At 63.0% G+C, this 19,435-nt stretch carries 17 protein-coding genes and 1 pseudogene; 9 read left to right on the forward strand and 9 right to left on the reverse strand.

Annotated elements, in window-relative coordinates; genetic code table 11:
- Position 1 precedes the first annotated feature (1 nt).
- The gene (locus AC2ETI_RS03350; RefSeq protein ID WP_060939584.1) at positions 2 to 1,129 is read left to right on the forward strand and encodes an FAD-dependent oxidoreductase; all 1,128 of its coding nucleotides are present in this window, start codon (positions 2 to 4) and stop codon (positions 1,127 to 1,129) included.
- A 23-nt stretch (positions 1,130 to 1,152) separates the two neighbouring features.
- Here the strand turns inward: AC2ETI_RS03350 and AC2ETI_RS03355 are convergent, their stop codons facing one another.
- On the reverse strand, positions 1,153 to 1,995 hold the full coding sequence (locus AC2ETI_RS03355; protein ID WP_020969358.1) for an SDR family NAD(P)-dependent oxidoreductase: 843 nt from the start codon (positions 1,993 to 1,995) through the stop codon (positions 1,153 to 1,155).
- Between the two features lie 102 nt (positions 1,996 to 2,097).
- Positions 2,098 to 2,841 carry a GntR family transcriptional regulator gene (locus AC2ETI_RS03360; protein ID WP_182261083.1) on the reverse strand — a complete coding sequence of 248 codons (744 nt, stop codon included), beginning with the start codon at positions 2,839 to 2,841 and terminating at the stop codon, positions 2,098 to 2,100.
- Between the two features lie 96 nt (positions 2,842 to 2,937).
- Between AC2ETI_RS03360 and AC2ETI_RS03365 the strand changes: the two genes are divergently transcribed.
- The 6 genes and pseudogenes from AC2ETI_RS03365 to AC2ETI_RS03390 all read left to right on the forward strand — a co-directional run bounded on the left by AC2ETI_RS03365 (position 2,938) and on the right by AC2ETI_RS03390 (position 8,679).
- A complete protein-coding gene (locus AC2ETI_RS03365; protein WP_483633570.1) occupies positions 2,938 to 4,065 on the forward strand; it encodes a TIGR03364 family FAD-dependent oxidoreductase in 1,128 nt (375 codons plus the stop codon).
- A gap of 25 nt (positions 4,066 to 4,090) precedes the next feature.
- Positions 4,091 to 4,768, forward strand: a complete 678-nt coding sequence (locus tag AC2ETI_RS03370; protein WP_019748003.1) for a phosphonatase-like hydrolase — start codon at positions 4,091 to 4,093, stop codon at positions 4,766 to 4,768.
- Positions 4,769 to 4,793: 25 nt separating this feature from the next.
- Positions 4,794 to 5,843 (forward strand): 2-aminoethylphosphonate ABC transporter substrate-binding protein, encoded by a 1,050-nt coding sequence (locus AC2ETI_RS03375; protein ID WP_020969356.1) that lies wholly within the window; start codon positions 4,794 to 4,796, stop codon positions 5,841 to 5,843.
- A 2-nt stretch (positions 5,844 to 5,845) separates the two neighbouring features.
- Positions 5,846 to 7,021: an ABC transporter ATP-binding protein gene (locus AC2ETI_RS03380; protein ID WP_020907382.1), complete on the forward strand. Its 1,176-nt coding sequence runs from the start codon at positions 5,846 to 5,848 to the stop codon at positions 7,019 to 7,021.
- Positions 7,018 to 7,920, forward strand: a complete 903-nt coding sequence (locus AC2ETI_RS03385) for a 2-aminoethylphosphonate ABC transporter permease subunit (protein ID WP_483633571.1) — start codon at positions 7,018 to 7,020, stop codon at positions 7,918 to 7,920. Before AC2ETI_RS03380 ends, AC2ETI_RS03385 begins: the two co-directional genes overlap by 4 nt.
- Positions 7,895 to 8,679 (forward strand): annotated as a pseudogene (locus AC2ETI_RS03390) (ABC transporter permease). Before AC2ETI_RS03385 ends, AC2ETI_RS03390 begins: the two are co-directional and overlap by 26 nt.
- Positions 8,680 to 8,736: 57 nt before the next feature.
- Here the strand turns inward: AC2ETI_RS03390 and AC2ETI_RS03395 are convergent.
- Positions 8,737 to 10,359, reverse strand: a complete 1,623-nt coding sequence (locus tag AC2ETI_RS03395) for an AMP-binding protein (RefSeq protein ID WP_019747998.1) — start codon at positions 10,357 to 10,359, stop codon at positions 8,737 to 8,739.
- A 178-nt stretch (positions 10,360 to 10,537) separates the two neighbouring features.
- On the opposite strand from AC2ETI_RS03395, the gene AC2ETI_RS03400 reads away from it, so the two are divergent.
- The gene (locus AC2ETI_RS03400) at positions 10,538 to 11,347 is read left to right on the forward strand and encodes a LuxR C-terminal-related transcriptional regulator (protein WP_060939588.1); all 810 of its coding nucleotides are present in this window, start codon (positions 10,538 to 10,540) and stop codon (positions 11,345 to 11,347) included.
- A 4-nt stretch (positions 11,348 to 11,351) separates the two neighbouring features.
- On the opposite strand, the gene AC2ETI_RS03405 is transcribed toward AC2ETI_RS03400, so the two are convergent.
- From AC2ETI_RS03405 to dxr, 5 genes are all read right to left on the reverse strand, one after another.
- Positions 11,352 to 13,166 (reverse strand): penicillin-binding transpeptidase domain-containing protein, encoded by a 1,815-nt coding sequence (locus AC2ETI_RS03405; protein ID WP_259119581.1) that lies wholly within the window; start codon positions 13,164 to 13,166, stop codon positions 11,352 to 11,354.
- A gap of 69 nt (positions 13,167 to 13,235) precedes the next feature.
- Positions 13,236 to 14,072 (reverse strand): GNAT family N-acetyltransferase, encoded by an 837-nt coding sequence (locus AC2ETI_RS03410; protein ID WP_003942692.1) that lies wholly within the window; start codon positions 14,070 to 14,072, stop codon positions 13,236 to 13,238.
- Positions 14,073 to 14,183: 111 nt separating this feature from the next.
- Positions 14,184 to 15,341, reverse strand: a complete 1,158-nt coding sequence (gene ispG / locus AC2ETI_RS03415; protein ID WP_007734888.1) for a flavodoxin-dependent (E)-4-hydroxy-3-methylbut-2-enyl-diphosphate synthase — start codon at positions 15,339 to 15,341, stop codon at positions 14,184 to 14,186.
- Positions 15,342 to 15,428: 87 nt separating this feature from the next.
- Positions 15,429 to 16,646, reverse strand: coding sequence for a M50 family metallopeptidase (locus tag AC2ETI_RS03420; RefSeq protein ID WP_020907377.1), 1,218 nt, complete (start codon positions 16,644 to 16,646; stop codon positions 15,429 to 15,431).
- Between the two features lie 7 nt (positions 16,647 to 16,653).
- Positions 16,654 to 17,811, reverse strand: a complete 1,158-nt coding sequence (gene dxr / locus AC2ETI_RS03425) for a 1-deoxy-D-xylulose-5-phosphate reductoisomerase (protein WP_483633572.1) — start codon at positions 17,809 to 17,811, stop codon at positions 16,654 to 16,656.
- A gap of 120 nt (positions 17,812 to 17,931) precedes the next feature.
- Here dxr and AC2ETI_RS03430 point away from each other — a divergent pair, with 120 nt between their 5' ends.
- The gene (locus AC2ETI_RS03430) at positions 17,932 to 18,201 is read left to right on the forward strand and encodes a DUF2631 domain-containing protein (protein WP_019747993.1); all 270 of its coding nucleotides are present in this window, start codon (positions 17,932 to 17,934) and stop codon (positions 18,199 to 18,201) included.
- A gap of 80 nt (positions 18,202 to 18,281) precedes the next feature.
- Here the strand turns inward: AC2ETI_RS03430 and rlmN are convergent, their stop codons facing one another.
- The gene (rlmN, locus tag AC2ETI_RS03435; RefSeq protein WP_019747992.1) at positions 18,282 to 19,391 is read right to left on the reverse strand and encodes a dual-specificity RNA methyltransferase RlmN; all 1,110 of its coding nucleotides are present in this window, start codon (positions 19,389 to 19,391) and stop codon (positions 18,282 to 18,284) included.
- Positions 19,392 to 19,435: the final 44 nt, after the last annotated feature.

Raw genomic sequence — 19,435 nt, forward strand, 5'->3', positions numbered from 1 at the left:
CATGAACCACTACCCCATCGCAATCATCGGCGCCGGCCTCGGCGGCCTCACCCTCGCCCGAGTCCTCCATCTCCGCGGAATCGATTCGGCGGTATTCGATTTCGAATCCGGACCAACAGCTCGGACCCAAGGCGGGATGCTCGACATCCACGAAGACTCGGGCCAGATCGCGCTTCGTGCCGCAGGCCTCTACGACGAGTTCCGCGCACTCGTTCATCAAGGCGGCGAAGAGACACGCGTCCTCGATCGAAATGCCGTCGTGCACCTGAGCGAGCAGGACACCGGAGACGGCGACCGCCCGGAAATCGACCGCGGCCAGCTGCGTGACCTACTGCTCAGCTCAATTCCGAAAGAAACAATCCGCTGGGGAGCAAAGGTCCGCAGTGCCCATCCGTTGCCGGACGGTCGGCATGAAGTCCACCTCGTGGATGGCACCCACTTCACCACCGATCTCCTGGTCGGCGCCGACGGCGCGTGGTCGAAAATTCGCCCACTGGTTTCAAACGCCACTCCTGCCTATACCGGAGTATCTTTCGTGGAGTTCGACCTTCACGACGCCGACAACCAGCACGCGAAGGCCGCTGAAACAGTCGGCGGCGGAATGATGTTCGCGCTCAGTGCCGACAAGGGCTTCCTTGCCCACCGTGAGACCGACAACAGTCTGCACATCTATGCCGCCCTGCGAGTTCCCGAGAACTGGTCAGCTAGTGTCGACTTCTCCGACGATCATATTGCGAAGAAGATTCTGCTGGAACACTTCTCGGACTGGGACGAGTCGCTGCGGTCACTGATCGTCGAAGCGGACAGCTCGCTGACCCCTCGCCCCATCCATGCTCTTCCCATCGGGCACAGTTGGAGCCGTACTCCCGGGGTCACTCTGCTCGGGGACGCAGCGCATGTCATGTCGCCGTTTGCCGGAGAGGGCGCGAACCTGGCAATGCTCGACGGCGCCGAACTCGGCCAGGCGATCGCGTCACATAGCGGCACGGAGGAAGGACTTGCTGCCTACGAGGAACGACTCTTCCCACGCAGCGCCGCATCGGCACAACAGTCGGCTGACGGTCTGGACATGTGCTTCGGCGAGAACGCACCCCAGGGGCTCCTGGACATGTTCAACTCACAACCGTGACCTGACGAATTCGGATCAGGTCGTCATGCCTCGAGGGCAAGCGACGAAGACAAACCACGGTGGGCTTCGACTTCATCGAGCAGTTGGTGGGCTTTCTGCTCGACCACGGACAGTGCATCGGCGCCGGCGACCCACCGACGCGGGGGTAGCGGCGAATCGACAAGTGCCACAAGTGCCGCGGCAAGTTTCACCGGATCCCCACCCTGGGCACCGTTCATGCTCTTCCACGCTTCGACGGTCTTGCCAGTCCGGGCGTCGTAATCGTCTATCGACAATTCAGGCCAGATCGACGACGCACCCTCGACAAGCAGTTCGGTCCGGAAGAATCCCGGCTCCACGATCGTCGTCCCGATTCCGTACGGTTCGACGTCGAATCGCAATGATTCCATCCAGCCCTCCAGCGCAAATTTCGACGCGGCGTAGGCTGCGCAAAACTCCTGACCAACCAGGCCCGCAAGCGAACTGACAGTCACGACATGTCCACTCCGTTGCCTACGCATCACCGGCAACACCGCCCGTGTCACATTGATCGGCCCGAAAAAGTTGGTCTCCATCTGAGCGCGAAGTTGCGCCGGACTGACAACCTCGAAGAACCCGGCGTAGAAGTTTCCGGCGTTGTTCACCAGCACATCGATTCCACCGAATCGTGCAACTGCCGTGTCCACCGCAGCATATGCGGCTTGTTCGTCGGTGATGTCCAAGGCAATCACCAACAGGTCGTCATGCTCACCGATCGCTGCAGAAACACGGTCCGCATCACGCCCCGTTGCCACCACCGCGTGCCCGCCGGCAAGAGCCGCCTGCGCAATGTCGACTCCCATGCCCCGGCCTGCGCCGGTTACGAACCAGACCTTCTTGTCACCCATGTTCACTGTCCTCCCGTTTGATGGAGTCCAGTACAGAACAGATTCCACGGGCCTGGGAGTGCCTATCGTTCCCGGTAACAGCAGACCCCCTCGACGCCCCTCCTACTCGCGAAGAGTCGTCAAGAAGGCAATACGGTCACCACGGTAGAGCGAACGAACGCGCTCGATCGGCACACCCTCCGGATCGACGGAGGTCCGGTGCAGCAGAAGCATCGGCATCGAGGTCGTGGACTCGACGAGCGTTGCCTCACGTGGTGACGCGAGCACCGTCTCGATCCGTTCGGTTGCGGAGGCGAAGACCACGCCGATCGAGCGAATGGCCGCGTAGAGCGATGTCGTCGCGTCGAAAGCGTCGAGCATCTCACCGAACCTGCTGTCCGGCAGGAAGGTTGATTCGAGTCCGATCTTCTCGCCGTCGGCGAAGAGGACACGTTCGAGATGAACGACGCTGTCGCCCAGCTCGATACCCAACTCCGTGGCGAGACCGTCGTCGGCCGACATTCGTTCGAACGTCACAACCTTACGACTGGGCACTCGCCCAGCACTCAGCGCGCCTTCGGTATACGAACGAATCGAGAGAGGCTGAACCAACTTCGGACTCGCGACGACAGTGCCCCGCCCCCGCCGCTCGATCCGTCCTTCGACAAGCAGATCACGAAGCGCTTGACGGACCGTCTCGCGAGCGACAGTGAACCGTGCCGCCAATTCCCGCTCGGACGGGACTGCGTCGCCCTCCTCGAGCCCACTGAGAATGGTCTCGATCTCGGTGCGCACCCGGTAGTACTTCAGCTCCGGTTCGATCACGACGCTCGAGGTCCCCGGCCCGGTGGACGTCTGCTGATTCATGGCGCAAGCGTACAAGAATTCGGTCTATACCAATTGTTAACCTGGAGTTCGTCTCGATTCTCCCTATTGGTCTAGACCAAACGTCACTATCTCTACATGCGAATTTTGATTGTGGGCGGAGGAATCCTCGGAACGGCGCACGCCGACGAGGCAATCCGCCGGGGACACGACGTCATCCATCTCGAACGCGAGCCCGAAGCCCGCGGTGCAACGGTACGGAACTTCGGATTGGTCTGGGTATCCGGGCGTGCTCCGCACGAACTCGAAGCCGCGCTGCGTTCGCGCGAGCTGTGGGCGGACCTTGCCGCCCGTGTCCCCGGCGTCGGATACCGCCCGGCCGGCTCCATCACCCTCATGCGCACCGAGGAGGAGGTCGCGGTCGCGAAGGAAGCATTCGCTCGGCCGGACGCCGACAACCGAGGGTTCGCACTTCTCGATCCCGACGCCGTTCGCGTCGTCAACCCCGCGCTCCGGGGCAAGTTTCTCGGCGGACTGCACTGCACCCTGGACGCCGCTGTCGAGTCACGGCAAGCGCTCCCCGCCATCCGTTCTTACCTCGAATCCACCGGCCGTTACACCTTCCACGCCGGAACGGAAGCCCGCGAGATCGCGACGAACACCTCCGGCGTACACATCCGCGACGACCACGGTCGCAACTTCGACGCCGATCTCGTGATCGTCTGCCCCGGAGCAACACTCGGCGGATTGGCCCGCGATCTCGCCGGCGATCTCCCGTTGCGACGTGTGCGCCTGCAGATGATGCAGACCGCCCCACTCGGCGAAAAGCTCACCACCGCAATCGCGGACGGTGACAGCTTCCGCTACTACCCCGGTTTCGCCGGATCTGCCCTCGATCACCTTCGCACGGTGCAGCCACAGGAACCGACTGCCGAGGAGCACCGCATGCAGCTCCTGTGCGTGCAGCGCTTGCACGGCGGTCTGACCATCGGTGACACCCACGAATACGAGGAGCCCTTCGACTTCGACGTCGACGAGGCGCCCTATCGCCATCTGTCCGGAGTCGTGGAAACACTTCTGGGACGCGATCTTCCGCCCATCGTCAAGCGATGGGCGGGCGTCTACAGCCAGTGCCTCGACCCCTCACAACTTGTTCACCGCGCACAAGCCGCCGACAACGTCTGGGTGGTTGCCGGTCCCGGTGGCCGCGGCATGACGCTCGGCCCGGCATTGGCGGAACAAACCGCCGACCAGCTCGGTCTCTGAATCCTTCCGACAAGAAAGACTTCTCATGTCTCCCATCACCCTTGCCGTTCTCGACATGGCCGGCACCACCGTCGCCGACGACGGACTGGTTCTTCGCGCGTTCGCCGCCGCTGCCGAAGCCGGCGGACTGCCTGCCGAAGGCCCGGAAGCCGACGCCGCTCGCCAGTACGTCCTCGACACCATGGGCCAGTCGAAGATCGTCGTGTTCCGGGCGATCTTCGGTGACGAGAACCGCGCCCAGGCCGCGAACGCCGCCTTCGAAACCACTTACGATTCCCTCATCGACCAGGGCCTGGCCGAGCCGATCCCTGGCGCGGAGAAGGCGATCACCACACTGCGCGAGGCCGGCATCAAAGTTGCCTTGACCACCGGTTTCAGCCGATCGACGCAGGACAAACTCCTCGTCGCACTCGGCTGGGAAACCCTCGCCGATCTCACCCTCTCCCCCGCCGAGGCCGGTCGCGGTCGACCGTACCCGGACCTGATTCTGACTGCCCTGCTCAAACTTTCGATCGACGACGTCCACCAGATCGCCGTACTCGGCGACACGTCCAACGACGTGCTCAGCGGCATTCGCTCCGGCGCATCCATCGTCGCCGGAACTCTGACCGGCGCACACGACGAGCAACAGCTTCGCGACGCCGGAGCCACCCACATCGTCCCGTCCGTGACGGAGTTCGCCGAACTCCTCACCCACTCCTGATCTCACCTCCGAAAAAGGAATCGTCATGCGTCTACGCCCGAGCATCGCTGCGGCCGCTCTCGCCGTGTCCGTCCTTTCGTTCACCACTGCCTGCGGTGGCACCGGCACTGCTGCCGGATCAGATACCGAGACCGTCACCGTCTACAGCGCCGACGGTCTGTCCGGTTGGTACAAGGGAAGATTCGACGCCTTCACCGCGCAGACCGGTATCGCCGTCAACCTCGTGGAAGCCGGATCCGGCGAGGTCGTCTCGCGGGTCGAGAAAGAACAGTCCAACCCACAGGCGGACGTGATCATCACGCTGCCGCCGTTCATCCAGAAGGCCGACGCCCAAGGTCTGCTCGAGCCCAGCGGAATCGACACCTCCGCCGTTCCCGCGGACGAGAAGGACGACGCCGGCAAATACGTACCCGTCGTCGAGAATTACCTCTCGTTCATCGCCAATCCGACTGCGTCACCCGCCCCACAATCTTGGGACGACCTGCTCACTGATCAGTTCAAGGGCAAGTTGCAGTACTCCACGCCCGGCCAGGCCGGCGACGGTACCGCGGTGTTGTTGCTGCTCCAGCATCTGATGGGCAAGGAAGGCGCACTCGACTACCTCGGAAAGCTCCAGGCCAACAACGTCGGTCCCTCGTCCTCCACCGGAAAGCTCCAGCCCAAGGTCAGCAACGGGGAACTCCTGGTCGCCAACGGTGACGTCCAGATGAACCTCGCCTCCATCGCCGACGACGGCTCGAAGTTCGACATCTTCTTCCCCGCGGGAGCCGACGGCACTCGCACCACCATTGCACTGCCCTACGTGATGGGCCTCGCCAAGAGCGCACCGAGCAGCGAACAAGCCAAGAAGTTGATGGAGTTCCTGCTCTCCGAAGAATCCCAGAAGACCGTCGCCACCGATGCACTCGGCGTATCGGTCCGCGAGGACGTCCGAAGCAGTGCCGGTGAATCGACCGACAAGAACACGCCTTCGGGAGTTCTGCAGGGCGTCAACGTGTGGACCCCGAACTGGAACGACGTCCTCAGCTCGCTCGACGCCGACATCGCCGCTTACCAGAAAGCCACCGGGAGCTGATCATGGCAAGAACCAGACTGGGGCGGACGCTCCCCGAGACCGTCGGTGTTCACGGAGCGATCGAACATTCCGCTCCGGCCATCACCTTCGATCGCGTCAACGTCGCCTACGGCCGCGGGAAGACCGCAACCCATGCACTCGTCGATTTCAATCTGCGAGTGGCACCGGGTGAAACTGTGGCACTGCTGGGGCCCAGTGGATCCGGCAAGTCGACCGCCCTGAAGGCCCTCGCGGGTTTTGTCCGCCCCACGTCCGGTTCCGTCAAGCTCGGCACCCGAGACGTCACCAATCTGCCTCCCGCACAACGCGGTATCGGCGTCGTCGTTCAGTCGTACGCTCTTTTCCCGCACATGCGAGTTTCCGAGAACGTAGCCTTCGGACTCCGAGCCCATCGCGTGCCGCGCTCGGAGATCGGCCCTCGCGTAGCCGAAGCCCTCGACATGGTCGGGATGTCGGCGTACGGAAAGCGCCTTCCCCGTGAGCTTTCCGGCGGTCAACAGCAGCGAATCGCAATCGCCCGAGCCTTGGCAATTCGCCCTGGAGTACTCCTCCTCGACGAACCACTGGCCGCCCTGGATGCGCAACTTCGCGAGAGCATGCTCGGCGAACTGGCGAGACTGCGCGCCGCACTACCTGACACAGCCATGCTCTATGTGACGCACGATCAGAGTGAAGCCCTGGCGCTCGCAGACCGAATCGCAGTGATGCGCAACGCCAGACTCGCGGACATCGACACCGCCGAGGCCTTGTGGAAACGCCCGCCGTCCAGCTTCACCGCGGCCTTCCTCGGGGGTGCCAACCTGCTGCCCTGCACCGTCACACGCGTCATCGGCACCTCCGCACTGGTCTCGATCGGTGGCACGCCGTTCACCGCTCACGCCCCGCAGCCCGAGATCGGGCACATCGAATGGGAGTCCGACATGGACGCCTACCTGTGTGTTCGTCCACACGCGGTAGGCGTAACCGGCGTCGGCGCACGAGGATCATTCCCGGCGCGCATCGTCTCGAGCGTCTGGCGCGGTTCCACGACGCGTCTGACGCTGGCTGTCCGTGGCCTCGACGACGTCCGCGTCGACGCGGATGTTCCAGGGCACGACGAACGACCGGTCGACACCGAAGTGGGCGTCGTCTTGCCCACGGACGGCAGTGTCCTGGTTCCGGCGGATCGCCACCCATGACGACAACCTTGGAACGCCCCGAAACCGCTGTGCCCCAGCACAAAGACCCGATCCCGTGGCGCCGGATCGGGTGGACGCTACCGCCACTGCTTCTTGTCCTCGTGTTTGCTGTCTATCCCACTGCGCGTGTCCTCACGGAATCGCTGAGCACCGGAAGCGGCACCGGGTTGTCCACGTGGTCCTCCGTGCTCGGTTCGGAACTGTTCAGGACCGCACTCTGGCGGACCATCCAGATCGCCGTGGCGTCAACCCTGGGGTGCCTGATCCTGGGAACCTTCCTCGCCTTGGTGCTTGCCTTCGTTCCATTCACCGGATCCAAGGTGGTGGGGCGATTGATCGACACGGTGCTCGCCCTGCCGTCATTCCTGATCACGCTGGCGTTCACGTTTCTGTACGGCACGGCCGGCGCCGTCAACGCCTTGATCATCCGCATCACCGGCGACGCGAGCGGCCCGCTGAACTTCCTGAACACTCCGTTCGGAGTCATCGCGGCCGAAATCACCTTCTTCACACCCTTTGTCGTGCGTCCGCTATTGGCCGCGTTCACCCAGATTCCGCGTGAACAGCTCGACGTTGCAGCCAGCCTCGGCGCGTCACCCGTCCGAGTTCTGCGGCAGGTGGTGATGCCGGAAGCGTGGCCAGCCCTCCTGGCCGGTGGATCGCTCGTACTTCTGATGACACTGAATGAATTCGGCATCGTGCTCTTCACCGGAGCAAAAGACGTCGTAACGCTTCCGGTCCTCATCTACACCCGCGGCATCGTCACCTTCGACTTGCCCGGCGCGGCAGTGATCGCGACGGTCCAGGTCGCACTCTCACTCGGCCTGTACTGCCTCTACCGATTCACCTTCAACAGATTGATGGGAGGCAGCCGTGCTGCTGTGGACACGAAGCTCTAGGGCTCTCGTACTCGGATTCTTCACCCTGGTCGTCGCGGTGGTTTTTGTCGCGCCCATCGCCACCGTCGTCGCGGCTGCCTTGGCCGGATCGTGGACCGGTCCACTTCCGTCGAATCTCGGCGGCAAGAACTTCTCCACGGCGCTGTCCGACGAGAACTTCGCCAGCCTGATCGTCAGTTTGCAGACTGCATTCATCTCGGGAGCACTGGCATTGATCGTCGGAACGTGGGCCGCGCTGGCCTCTCGTGAGGCACCGATGTGGCTGCGGCGCATCACCGATGCCGTATTCCATTTACCGATTGCAGTTCCGTCGGTCGCGATCGCCTGGGTCTGCTCATCACTTTCAACGAGCGCCCATTACTGCTCGGCGGCACCAAATGGATCGTGATTCTCGCTCACACGGTTTTGGTGCTTGCCTTTGCCTTCAGTTCCGTATCGGCCGCGCTCGAACGGCTCGATCCCGCCTACCGTCAAGCTGCCGAATCACTCGGCGCCGGCCCAGTGCGGGTGCTGACGCGGGTGACGCTACCGCTGCTGCTCCCAGCGTTGGGTGCGGCCGCCGGGCTTTCCATCGCACTGTCGATGGGTGAGCTGGGCGCAACGGTCATGGTCTACCCGGCGACATGGAAGACCTTGCCGGTCAGCATCTTCGGACTCACCGACCGCGGCCAGGTATTTCTTGCCGCAGCAAATACGACACTGCTGCTTGCAGTTACCCTGATCGCCCTCATGGTGGTCGGCAGAATCCGTCGGCGCTGACCTTGCTGTGCGCCTTTATTAACCGCCCGCGGTTAATAAAGGCGCACAGCAAGGGGTTTATCCCTTCCGCAAGATGTACCGCTGAACCTTGCCGCTCGGGGTCTTGGGCAGGTTCGGAACAAAGTGCACCGTGCGTGGGTACGCGTGCGCTGCAAACTTCTTCTTCACCAGGGTTTGCAGTTCCTTCTCGAGTTCGTCGTCACCGTCGACACCTTCGCGAAGTACGACGAACGCCTCGAGGACCTCACCGCGCAACTCGTCGGGCATGCCCACCACTGCCGCCTCGATGACGTGCTCGTGCATGACCAGCACGCTCTCGACGTCGAAGGGACCGATGCGGTAGCCCGCCATGATGATGACGTCGTCGTCGCGCGAGGAGAAGAAGAAGAATCCGTCCTCGTCCGTCATTCCGGCGTCACCGGTGATGTACCAGCGACCGTCTTCGCTGAATCGCTGCTTCGTCTTCTCCGGCGCATCGACGTACCCGGTGAACCACATCAACGGACTGTTGTGAGTATCGATCGCCACGCGTCCCTGAGTGCGAGCCGGTGCGATGTCATCCGAATTGTCCTCCAGCACAGCGGCAGACCAGCCCGGCAACGGACGACCCATGGATCCTGGACGGACGTCCTCGCGGAGTCCGTCGGCCCAGGCGTTGACAATGAACATGCCGTGCTCGGTCTGGCCGTAGTGATCACGAACCTCGACGCCCAACGAGTTCTTCGACCACGCAACAACATCCGGGGTCAAGGGCTCACCGGCCGAGGACGCGCGGCGAAGCGAGATGCCTTCCGGAACGGGCGCCTTGTCGGCACGCAGACTGCGGTACACGGTCGGAGCAGCGGCAAAATTGGTGACACCGAACTTCTCGATGATCTGCCACGTCAGCGGCGCGGAGAATCCGGCGTGCAGCAGAATGCTTCGCGTTCCCGCGGCAAGCGGACCGAGCAACGCGTAGTACAGCCCGTACGCCCAGCCCGGGTCTGCGGCGTTCCAGAACACGTCGTCCTGACGGACGTCGAGGCCGAACTCCTGGTAGGCATGGAACGACGCGAGCGCGCGCACCGGAACCGGCACGCCCTTGGGTGTCCCCGTGGTGCCACTGGTGAACAACTGCACCATCGGTGCGTTGCCGCCGACTGCCTGAGCAGCGCCCTTCGGGTCTTCGGCATCCTGAGCTGCGACAAGTGCATCGAAGTCCAACTCGTCACCGGCCGCGCCGCCCGCGACGATGACCTGCCACGCTGCGTCGGCGGGGATGTCCTCACCCGGCGCGAGCTTGTCGAGCTGATTGGCGTCGGAAACGACCACCTTCGCGCCACTGGCCGTCAAGCGGAAAGCGATGGCCGGCGAAGCGAACGCCGTGAACAAGGGCACGTGGACCGCGCCCCGGCGCCAGATTCCGAGGAGCGCGACCACGAGGTCCGCAGACTTGCCCATCAAGGTCGCGACGTTGTCACCCGGCTCGACTCCGAGGTCCGCCAGAGCTGCCGCGAAACGCGCGGACTGCTCACGTAGATGACCGTAAGTGAGGTCCACCGAGCTAAGGTCTGCCTCGACGACGGTGAATGCAACGCCATCCGCGGGATGCCGATCGCAGAGCAATTCTGCGGCGCTGGCATGCGGGGTGTCGTACTGGTCCAGCAGCTCGCGCACCCGTGCGGTGGGATCGGTGCTCATCAACTTGCTCCTTATCGATCGTCGTATGGTTGGCCCGACCGGTTACGTTGGCGGCTCGTCATACGTACTGTTCACCCCCTATGATCTAGCTCACAAGAGAACTTCACTACCCCCAGAAAGGGGTACCTGCGTGAATCGACATGCTTCGTCACTTCTGCGTCCCCGCGACGGGGACGCTATGCGAGGTGAACTCCGAACAATTGCAGCTCAGGGCGTTGTTCCCGTGCTGTTCGGAGGCGAGGTCCAGGACGGAACCCTGCACCTGAGCGAATTCGTCGGCACCCGCACCAACAATCTCAAGGGCTTGGCCATCCCGCCGCGCTCGGGCATGGGCGGACGCGTCGTCGCCCAGGGTTCACCGATCACCGTCAACGATTACGGCAATTCGCAGTCCATCACTCATCACTTCGACCGGCCTGTTCTGAGCGAGGGCCTGCATTCGATCATCGCCGTTCCGGTCATGGTGTCCGGCAAATCGCGCGCGGTCCTCTACGCCGCGATCCGCGACTCCGCTCCCCTCGGCGATCGCACAGCAGACGTCATGGTCAGCGCATCCCGGCGTCTCGGGATGGAGTTCGCCATCCGCGACGAGGTCGATCGTCGCCTGCAACTACTTCAGGCCGCCGCCGCGACCACCGCCGACGGTATGTCTTCGGAAGAGATCCGCGGAGTCCACGCCGAACTACGCAGTGTCGCCCAGACCGTGACCGACACCGACTTGCAGACCAAGCTCCGCGGACTTTCCCAGCGTTTGGCCAACCTGCTGCGCCCTACCGCCGACGCCGAATCCGCCGTCGCACTCACCCCACGTGAAGTGGATGTTCTCTCGCAAGTCGCACTCGGCTGCACCAACATCGAAGCCGGCCAAAGGCTTTCCCTTCGACCTGAAACAGTCAAGAGCTATCTGCGAAGCGCGATGGGAAAGCTGGACGCGAGCTCACGCCACGAAGCCGTGGTGACCGCCCGCAGGTTGGGACTGCTCCCCTGACGGGTCAGTAGCCCTCCGGCAGAGCGGTGAGCATGTCGCGGGTGACTGCGACGGCGTTGTCCGAACTTCCGCCCCGCACAACCAGAGTGGCGAAGGCCAGGTTGCCGCGATAGCCGACGAACCACGCATGCGATCCCCCGTCGACCTCGGCTTCACCGGTCTTGCCGTACACCTCACCCTGATCTTCGACGCGTTCTGCAGTACCGCTCGTGACCACGAGTCGCATCATGCCGCGCAGACCGTCGACCATGGCCGGCGTGATCGCCGGGCGCTCACCGTCGATGGTGGTTTCGCGCCCCGAAATAAGTTGCGGCACCGGAGTCGAACCGTTCGCGACCGTCGCAGCTGCCATCGCCATTCCGAACGGACTGACCACGACCTTGCCCTGACCGAACCCGTCTTCCGTCCGCTGGACCAGGTCCGACGCCGGCGGCACCGAACCGGAATCGATCGGCAATCCCACCACGTTGTAGTCCTGGCCGATGCCGAACTGCGCTGCGGCAGTGGTCAACGTGTCTGCCTGCATCTCGCTGGCCAACTTGGCGAAGGACGTGTTGCACGAACGCGCGAAGGCCGTTGCCATCGGCACCGTGCCGAGTGCGAACTCGTTGTAGTTGGGCACGCTGCGCTCGCCGATCTCGATTCGGCCCGGGCATGGCACCATCGTGTCGGGGGTCGCCTGACCGGTCGAAATTGCCGCACCTGCCGTGATGATCTTGAAGGTCGAACCAGGCGGGTACTGACCCATCGTCGCGACCGGCCCGTCGCGGTCAGCTGCCTTGTTCTGCGCGACGGCCAGGATCGCGCCACTCGACGGTTCGATCACCACCATCATCGCCTGATCCTTGTTCACGTTCACCGCGCGCTGAGCAGCGATCTGGATGTTGCGGTCCAGACTGATACTGAACGACGGAACCGGTTGTGGCGCAGTCTCGGTCAACACGTCGGTGTCGACGCCGTTCTGGTTGACCGTGACGACACTCCAGCCGGCTTTGCCGTCGACCTCGTCGATGATCGTCTTCTTGATCTGCCCGAGAAGGTCAGGCGCGAACTCCGGGTCGGTCGACACGAGATCCGATTCGTCCGATACCGATACTCCCGATATCGCACCCAACTGCGCCGAAACTTGGTCGTAGTCATCACTGCGCAGCCGCGTCACGAGATAGTCACCCTTGACGGCCGTCGAGGATTCGGCGATCGACTGACCGGTCAGCGACGGATCGAACCGCCCGAGAACACTTGCGAGACTGTTCGCGGAACCTATGATGTCGTTGCTCTTGGAGCGATCGAACTTCACTCGGTAGACGATTCCCGGCACCAGGACGTCGGTCCCCGAATGCTCGTTGACCCGCGCTCGCGGCGCCGCGGTTGCCCGCAACGACATCGTCTGCTTGTCACCGAGGCGCGGATGAACGTCCGTCGAACTCCAACGGACGGACCAGTCGCCGTCCTTGCGTCCCATCTGCAGCTCGCCGTCGTACGTCCAGACGCGGTCTTTCGGCAGGTGCCACTCGTAGGTGTAGCCGACCGTCGCAGTGTCACCGTTCATCTTCACCGACGTGGTCTCGGCAGTCATCGACTCCGCCTGAAGCGCATCCCAGGTGTCACTCAATACAGGACCCGCGGAATCAGGCCGGTCCGTCATTTTTGCTGCCTCGTCGATGTCCCTGTCACCGAACGCACTCAGGAACTGCTGCGCGACGGGCTCGGGGCCGGCGGGTTTCGGAGTACACGAACTGATCCCCACCGCCAAAAAGATCACGGTGCAGGAGGCCAACAGTTGGGCCGAGCGACTACGAGAGAAATGCCGAGTGTTCATCGAGCCCCATAGTAGGGCGACAAATGCTCCACCCAGCGTAGGCGCGACCATTGCACGCAGCTTGGACGCTCAGTCGAGCAGCACCGTCGAGAAGGTCGCGACCTGCCGGAACCCCACCCGCGAATAGGTCGACCGCGCAATCGTATTGAAGCTGTTGACGTACAGGCTCGCAATGCGACCGGTCGCCATGATCGACTCCGCTACAGCCGCTGTACCGGTCACGCCGAAGCCCTGCCCACGAAATTCCGGGTTGACCCACACGCCCTGAATCTGGCCACAGCGAGCAGACATCGAACCGACCTCCGCCTTGAAGACGACCTGGCCGTCCTCGATATGCGCCCACGCTCGACCAGCGGCGATCAGGCTTGCCACACGATGTCGATATCCGCGCCCACCGTCGTTTGCACGCGGATCGACGCCAACCTCTTCGATGAACATCGCGATCGCGGCAGGCAGATAGATCTCGAGTTCGTCCGAGCGAACCTGCCGCACCAGTGGGTCCGACGGGCATGCCAGCGGCTCGGATACCGCGAGCAACGGCTGTTCGGGGCGAACCTCCCGCGCAGTTCCCCAATCGAGCTCGAGCATCTCCCACAGCGGCAACGCCAATTCGGCGCGACCGACCACCGACGAGCACATGCGCGGAATCCGACAGGCGCGGTCAGCGAATGCCCGAATGTCATCCGGATCGCCTCGAAGTGGAACCAGATTTGCCCCGGCAAAGCACAGCGAGGACAACGGCCCGCCTCGACTCCACAGCTCGCCGTGAATCATTCGTGGGTCGACACCGCATTCTTCGACGCGCGCGGCAATCATGCAGGCGGCCACCGGATCGGCGTCGAGTACCCGTCGGACGTCTTCGAGATCTCGACTTCCGACCTGCTTGGCTCCGAGGAGTTTGAGCATCCGTCAACCCCCTCGACTCGACTGCGCGTCCACGAATATCACTACCCGATCATGATGCACTCAGATTGCCACGAACCTGACACCGACGGGGAAGATTCATCCGGCAATCACTCAACTCACGGTGACGACCGGCGCACCCTCCGAAGCGTCACCCTCCATGCTTTCGGCGATTTTCATCGCTTCTTCGATCAAAGTCTCGACGATCTGCGCCTCGGGCACCGTCTTGATGACCTTGCCCTTGACGAAGATCTGGCCCTTGCCGTTGCCGGACGCCACACCGAGGTCAGCCTCACGTGCTTCACCCGGTCCGTTCACGACGCAACCCATGACTGCCACGCGCAGCGGGATCTCCATGCCTTCGAGGCCGGCAGAGACCTCGTCGGCAAGTGTGTAGACATCGACCTGTGCACGGCCACACGAGGGGCATGACACGATCTCGAGCTTGCGGGGACGCAGGTTCAGAGACTGCAGAATCTGGTTACCGACCTTGATTTCTTCGGCCGGCGGGGCCGAGAGCGAAACCCGGATGGTGTCGCCGATACCCTCCGCGAGCAGCGCACCGAAGGCGACCGCGGACTTGATCGTGCCCTGAAACGCCGGCCCTGCCTCCGTGACGCCGAGGTGCAACGGGTAGTCGCACTTGGCGGCGAGTTGGCGGTAAGCCTCGACCATGATCACCGGATCGTTGTGCTTGACGGAGATCTTGATGTCACCGAAGCCGTGCTCTTCGAACAACCCGGCCTCCCACAGCGCGGACTCGACCAACGCTTCGGGCGTCGCCTTGCCGTACTTCTCCATCAACCGAGGATCGAGCGATCCCGCGTTGACACCGATACGAATCGGAATGCCTGCATCACCGGCAGCCTTGGCTACCTCTTTGACACGGCCGTCGAATTCCTTGATGTTGCCCGGATTGACGCGCACCGCAGCGCATCCCGCATCGATTGCCGCGAAGATGTAGCGCGGCTGGAAGTGGATGTCGGCGATAACCGGAATCTGGCTCTTCTTCGCAATGATCGACAACGCGTCCGCGTCTTCCTGACGCGGGCAGGCGACACGGACGATGTCGCAACCGGACGCGGTCAGTTCCGCGATCTGCTGGAGCGTTGCATTGACGTCGTGCGTCTTCGTGGTGCACATGGACTGCACCGAGATGGGGAAATCGCTGCCCACACCTACCGTGCCGACCTGCAGCTGCCGTGTCTTGCGTCGAGGAGCAAGAATCGCTGCGGGTGCCGAGGGCATTCCCAGTCCGATAGGGATGGTCACGTCTGTGCCTTCTTTCATAGCTTCACTGCAAGTTTAGCCGGGCGATCGCCGCACTACCGCGCGGCAACCGTCGCCATGCTCACACGGTCAGAAGATCTTGATCGGATTGACGATGTCAGCCGTGAGTGTCAGCAACATGAACGCGCCACCGATCACGATGAATACGTAAGTAATCGGAAGGAGTCTCGTGTAGTCGACGGGACCGCCCGGAATCAAGCCGCGGCGAGCGCGGAACCAATCGCGGATCTTCTCGTAGAAGACCACCGCGATGTGACCGCCGTCTAGCGGCAACAGCGGCAGAATGTTGAACACGCCGAGGAAGAAGTTGATCGACGCGAGCAGTCCGACGAACATCGGCCACTCGGCTCGATCAGCGGCCTCGCCACCGATCACGCTGGCGCCGACCACGCTGATAGGTGTGTCCAGCGCCCGCTCGCCGCCCGTGATCGACTCCCACAGAGCCCCCACCTTCGACGGAATGTCAGCCAACGCCTTCACCGAGTCGACCATGATCTGTCCGGTGTAGTCGAAGGCTGCCGGAACAGCAGAGAGCGCGTTGTACTCGATCAGATTGCTGACACCCTCGATTCCGACAGCGCCTACCTTTGCCAGTTCCGGCGTTGTGCTGCCCTCTTTGGCTACGTAACGCTCAACCGGCGATACGTCGACCGGAACTTGAACAGTCTCGTCGCCGCGCTCGACTGTGAGCGTGACTGTCCCGGACTTGTCGCGGATCGCCGCGGAAACCTTGGCGAAAGTGTCCGTCGGTTGACCGTCCACCGCGACGATCCGATCGCCGGCAGCAATTCCGGCTGCCTCCGCCGGGCCGGTACCGGTGCAATCCGCGAGTTTCCACCCCTGATCCTGACCGAGTTGCGTCGGAGCAACACACGTCACGCCCTTGACAACAGGCGGTGCCGGCTCCGAACTAGTTCGACCCCAACCGAGGAGCAATGCGTAGATCAGGAGGAACCCGAGAATGAAGTTCATCGCGATACCGCCGGACATGACGACGACGCGCTTCCACGCCGCCTTCTTGTACATCGCGTGCGGCTCTTCTTCGGGTGTCATCTCGTCGAGAGCCGTCATGCCGGCGATGTCGCAGAATCCACCGAGCGGCAGCGCCTTGAGGCCGTACTCGGTCTCACCTCGACGGAACGAGAAGATCTTCGGTCCGAAGCCGATGTAGTAGCGGCGAACCTTCATTCCCAAAGCTTTGGCCGTCCACATGTGGCCGGCTTCGTGCAGGGCGATGGACACGCCGATGCCGAGGGCAAACAGCACTACGCCCAGTGCAAAAACCATGAAAGCTCTAGCCCTCCTGCTTCACGAGCTGACGCGCTCGTGTGCGTGCCCAGCCGTCTGCGGCCAGAACGTCGTCCACGGTAACCGGTTCCGCGGACCATTGACCTGCATCGTCGAGAACAGCGGCCACCGTGCGGACGATCGCCGGGAAGGAAATGACACCGTCGAGGAATGCCTGAGCCGCCACTTCGTTGGCCGCGTTGTAGATCGCGGTGAAGCAACCGCCGGATTTGCCCGCGCTTCGCGCCAGATCGACGGCGGGGAACACCGACGAATCGAGCGGCTCGAATTCCCAGGTGGAGGCGGTGGTGAAGTCGCATGCCGACGCAGCACCTTCGATGCGGTCCGGCCAGCCTAGAGCGAGAGCGATCGGGAGCTTCATGTCCGGCGGGCTTGCCTGCGCCAGCGTCGACCCGTCGAAGAAGGTGACCATGGAATGCACGATCGACTGCGGGTGCACGGTGACGTCGATGCGGTCGTAGTCGATCCCGAACAGCAGGTTCGTCTCGATCAGCTCGAGGCCCTTGTTGACCAGAGTTGCCGAATTGAGGGTGTTCATGGGCCCCATCGACCAGGTGGGGTGCGCTTTTGCCTGAGCTGGATTCACACTTTCGAGATCCTCGGCGCTCCAGCCACGGAACGGTCCACCCGAAGCGGTGAGAACCAACCGAGCCACTTCGTCGCCTGTTCCACCACGTAGACACTGGGCAAGCGCCGAATGCTCCGAGTCGACCGGCACGATCTGACCGGGTGCGGCGGCTTTGGTCACCAGCGCTCCGCCGGCGACAAGCGATTCCTTGTTCGCCAGCGCAAGGCGCGCTCCCGAGTTCAACGCCGCCAGAGTCGGTTCGAGTCCCAACGAACCGACGAGTGCATTGAGGACAACATCGGCACCGCTGTCCCGAACCAGTTCCGTCACGGCGCTCGGTCCCGAACGGGCGGTTACCGACTGCAGCGCCGATGCCGCTGCAGGATCGGCGACGGCGACGTCCGTGACGCCGGTTGCACGAATCTGTTCGCCCAACAACTCGACGTTGTTGCCGCCCGCTGCGAGACCGACTACTTCGAAACGACCGGGGTTGGCTGCGATGACCTCCAGCGCTTGGGTACCGATCGAACCGGTACTGCCGAGGAGGAGGACGCGGGTACGTGTGGTTTCCTGCACTCGCCCATTGTTCCTGATAACACCTGAGAACAACCTTATCGACGCCCAACTACGTACGACAGGCAGTCGTATGTCACCATATTGGGCAGTAGTGCAACCGAATGAGCAGGAGGATCGACCGTGGCCGATACCCAGTTGGACGTCAAGTCCAGCGCCCCCGTCGTGGTCTCGCACGTCGATGAGGCCGAGGTCCCCTCTGCCGCATGGGGGTGGAGTGGTGAAGGACTCAAGTTTTTCCGTTTCCTCGGATGGTTCTTCGCGATATTCCTGCTTCTGATGATGATCGGAAACCATCACGGCAAAGTCGAGGATCTGTGGCTCATCGGCACCGCCGGATTGATGATCTTCGTTCTGGTCCGCGACATCGTCATCCGTCGCCGCCCGCGCTAGAGACCTGACAAAGAGAAGGCCTCCACGAACGAAAGTTCGTGGAGGCCTTCGCTTTATGTGTTTTTCAGGCCTGGAGGGTTTCAGTTCTCGGCTGCCAGCTGGCCACAGGCTGCGGCGATTTCCTGACCGCGCGTATCGCGCACAGTGCACGAGACGCCCTGGGCGATGACCCGACGCACGAACTCACGCTCGACGTCCTTGGGGCTCGCGTCCCACTCGCTACCCGGAGTCGGGTTGAGCGGAATCAGGTTGACGTGCACCAACCCGCCGAGTGCTTTCTTCAGCTTCTTGCCCAGCATGTCCGCGCGCCACGGCTGATCGTTGACGTTCTTGATCATCGCGTACTCGATGGACACACGCCGACCGGTCTTGTCTGCGTAGTACCGGGCAGCCTGAAGTACCTCCGACACCGACCAGCGATTGTTGACCGGCACAAGTGTGTCGCGCAGTTCGTCGTCTGGTGTGTGCAGCGATACCGCCAGCGTGACGCTCAGGCCTTCGTCAGCGAGCTTGCGGATAGCGGGAGCGAGGCCGACGGTCGAGACCGTTACGGACCGCTGAGAGAGGCCGAGGCCGTCGGGTGCGGGCGAAGTGATCCGTCGTACCGCTGCCACCACGCGCTTGTAGTTCGCCAATGGCTCGCCCATACCCATGAACACGACGTTCGAGAGGCGTCCGGGTCCGCCGGCAACATCACCGTCGCGCATGGCGGCCGCTGCCTCGCGAACCTGATCGACGATCTCGGCGGTCGAAAGGTTGCGGTCGAGGCCGCCCTGACCTGTCGCACAGAACGGGCAGGCCATTCCGCAACCTGCCTGACTCGAGATACAGAGCGTCGCCCGATCGGGATAGCGCATCAGGACGCTTTCGAGCAGCGTTCCGTCATGCGCCTTCCACAGGGTCTTGCGAGTGTCGCCCGAATCGCACGCGAGGTGCTTGATCGGGGTCAACAAGGTCGGGAACAGCGACTCCCCCACCTTCTCGCGCACCGATGCGGGGAGATCGGTCATCTTCTCCGGATCGGCTTCGAGTCGCGCGTAGTACTGACGCGCGAGCTGATCGGCCCGGAAAGCCGGAAGGCCGAGCTCTTTCACCGCTTCTTTGCGCTCGGCGGAATCGAGATCGGCGAGGTGCCGTGGAGGCATTCCGCGCTTGGGTGCAGTGAAAACGAGGGGAAGAGAGGCAGCCATAGTTACACCATTGTCCCATTGTTTTGGGGTGCTACCCCACTGCC

The sequence above is a fragment of the Rhodococcus sp. MurmanLake-1 genome (assembly GCF_056945715.1).

What these genes read in the sequence shown, in the direction of transcription:
- AC2ETI_RS03360 (WP_182261083.1), bottom strand. Translation starts at nt 2,841, where the DNA reads ATGAATCAGCAGACGTCCACCGGGCCGGGGACCTCGAGCGTCGTGATC.
- AC2ETI_RS03385 (WP_483633571.1), top strand. Translation starts at nt 7,018, where the DNA reads ATGACGACAACCTTGGAACGCCCCGAAACCGCTGTGCCCCAGCACAAA.
- AC2ETI_RS03370 (WP_019748003.1), top strand. Translation starts at nt 4,091, where the DNA reads ATGTCTCCCATCACCCTTGCCGTTCTCGACATGGCCGGCACCACCGTC.
- AC2ETI_RS03375 (WP_020969356.1), top strand. Translation starts at nt 4,794, where the DNA reads ATGCGTCTACGCCCGAGCATCGCTGCGGCCGCTCTCGCCGTGTCCGTC.
- AC2ETI_RS03350 (WP_060939584.1), top strand. Translation starts at nt 2, where the DNA reads ATGAACCACTACCCCATCGCAATCATCGGCGCCGGCCTCGGCGGCCTC.
- AC2ETI_RS03410 (WP_003942692.1), bottom strand. Translation starts at nt 14,072, where the DNA reads ATGCTCAAACTCCTCGGAGCCAAGCAGGTCGGAAGTCGAGATCTCGAA.
- AC2ETI_RS03355 (WP_020969358.1), bottom strand. Translation starts at nt 1,995, where the DNA reads ATGGGTGACAAGAAGGTCTGGTTCGTAACCGGCGCAGGCCGGGGCATG.
- AC2ETI_RS03380 (WP_020907382.1), top strand. Translation starts at nt 5,846, where the DNA reads ATGGCAAGAACCAGACTGGGGCGGACGCTCCCCGAGACCGTCGGTGTT.
- rlmN (WP_019747992.1), bottom strand. Translation starts at nt 19,391, where the DNA reads ATGGCTGCCTCTCTTCCCCTCGTTTTCACTGCACCCAAGCGCGGAATG.
- AC2ETI_RS03365 (WP_483633570.1), top strand. Translation starts at nt 2,938, where the DNA reads ATGCGAATTTTGATTGTGGGCGGAGGAATCCTCGGAACGGCGCACGCC.
- AC2ETI_RS03395 (WP_019747998.1), bottom strand. Translation starts at nt 10,359, where the DNA reads ATGAGCACCGATCCCACCGCACGGGTGCGCGAGCTGCTGGACCAGTAC.
- AC2ETI_RS03405 (WP_259119581.1), bottom strand. Translation starts at nt 13,166, where the DNA reads ATGAACACTCGGCATTTCTCTCGTAGTCGCTCGGCCCAACTGTTGGCC.
- AC2ETI_RS03400 (WP_060939588.1), top strand. Translation starts at nt 10,538, where the DNA reads ATGCGAGGTGAACTCCGAACAATTGCAGCTCAGGGCGTTGTTCCCGTG.
- AC2ETI_RS03420 (WP_020907377.1), bottom strand. Translation starts at nt 16,646, where the DNA reads ATGGTTTTTGCACTGGGCGTAGTGCTGTTTGCCCTCGGCATCGGCGTG.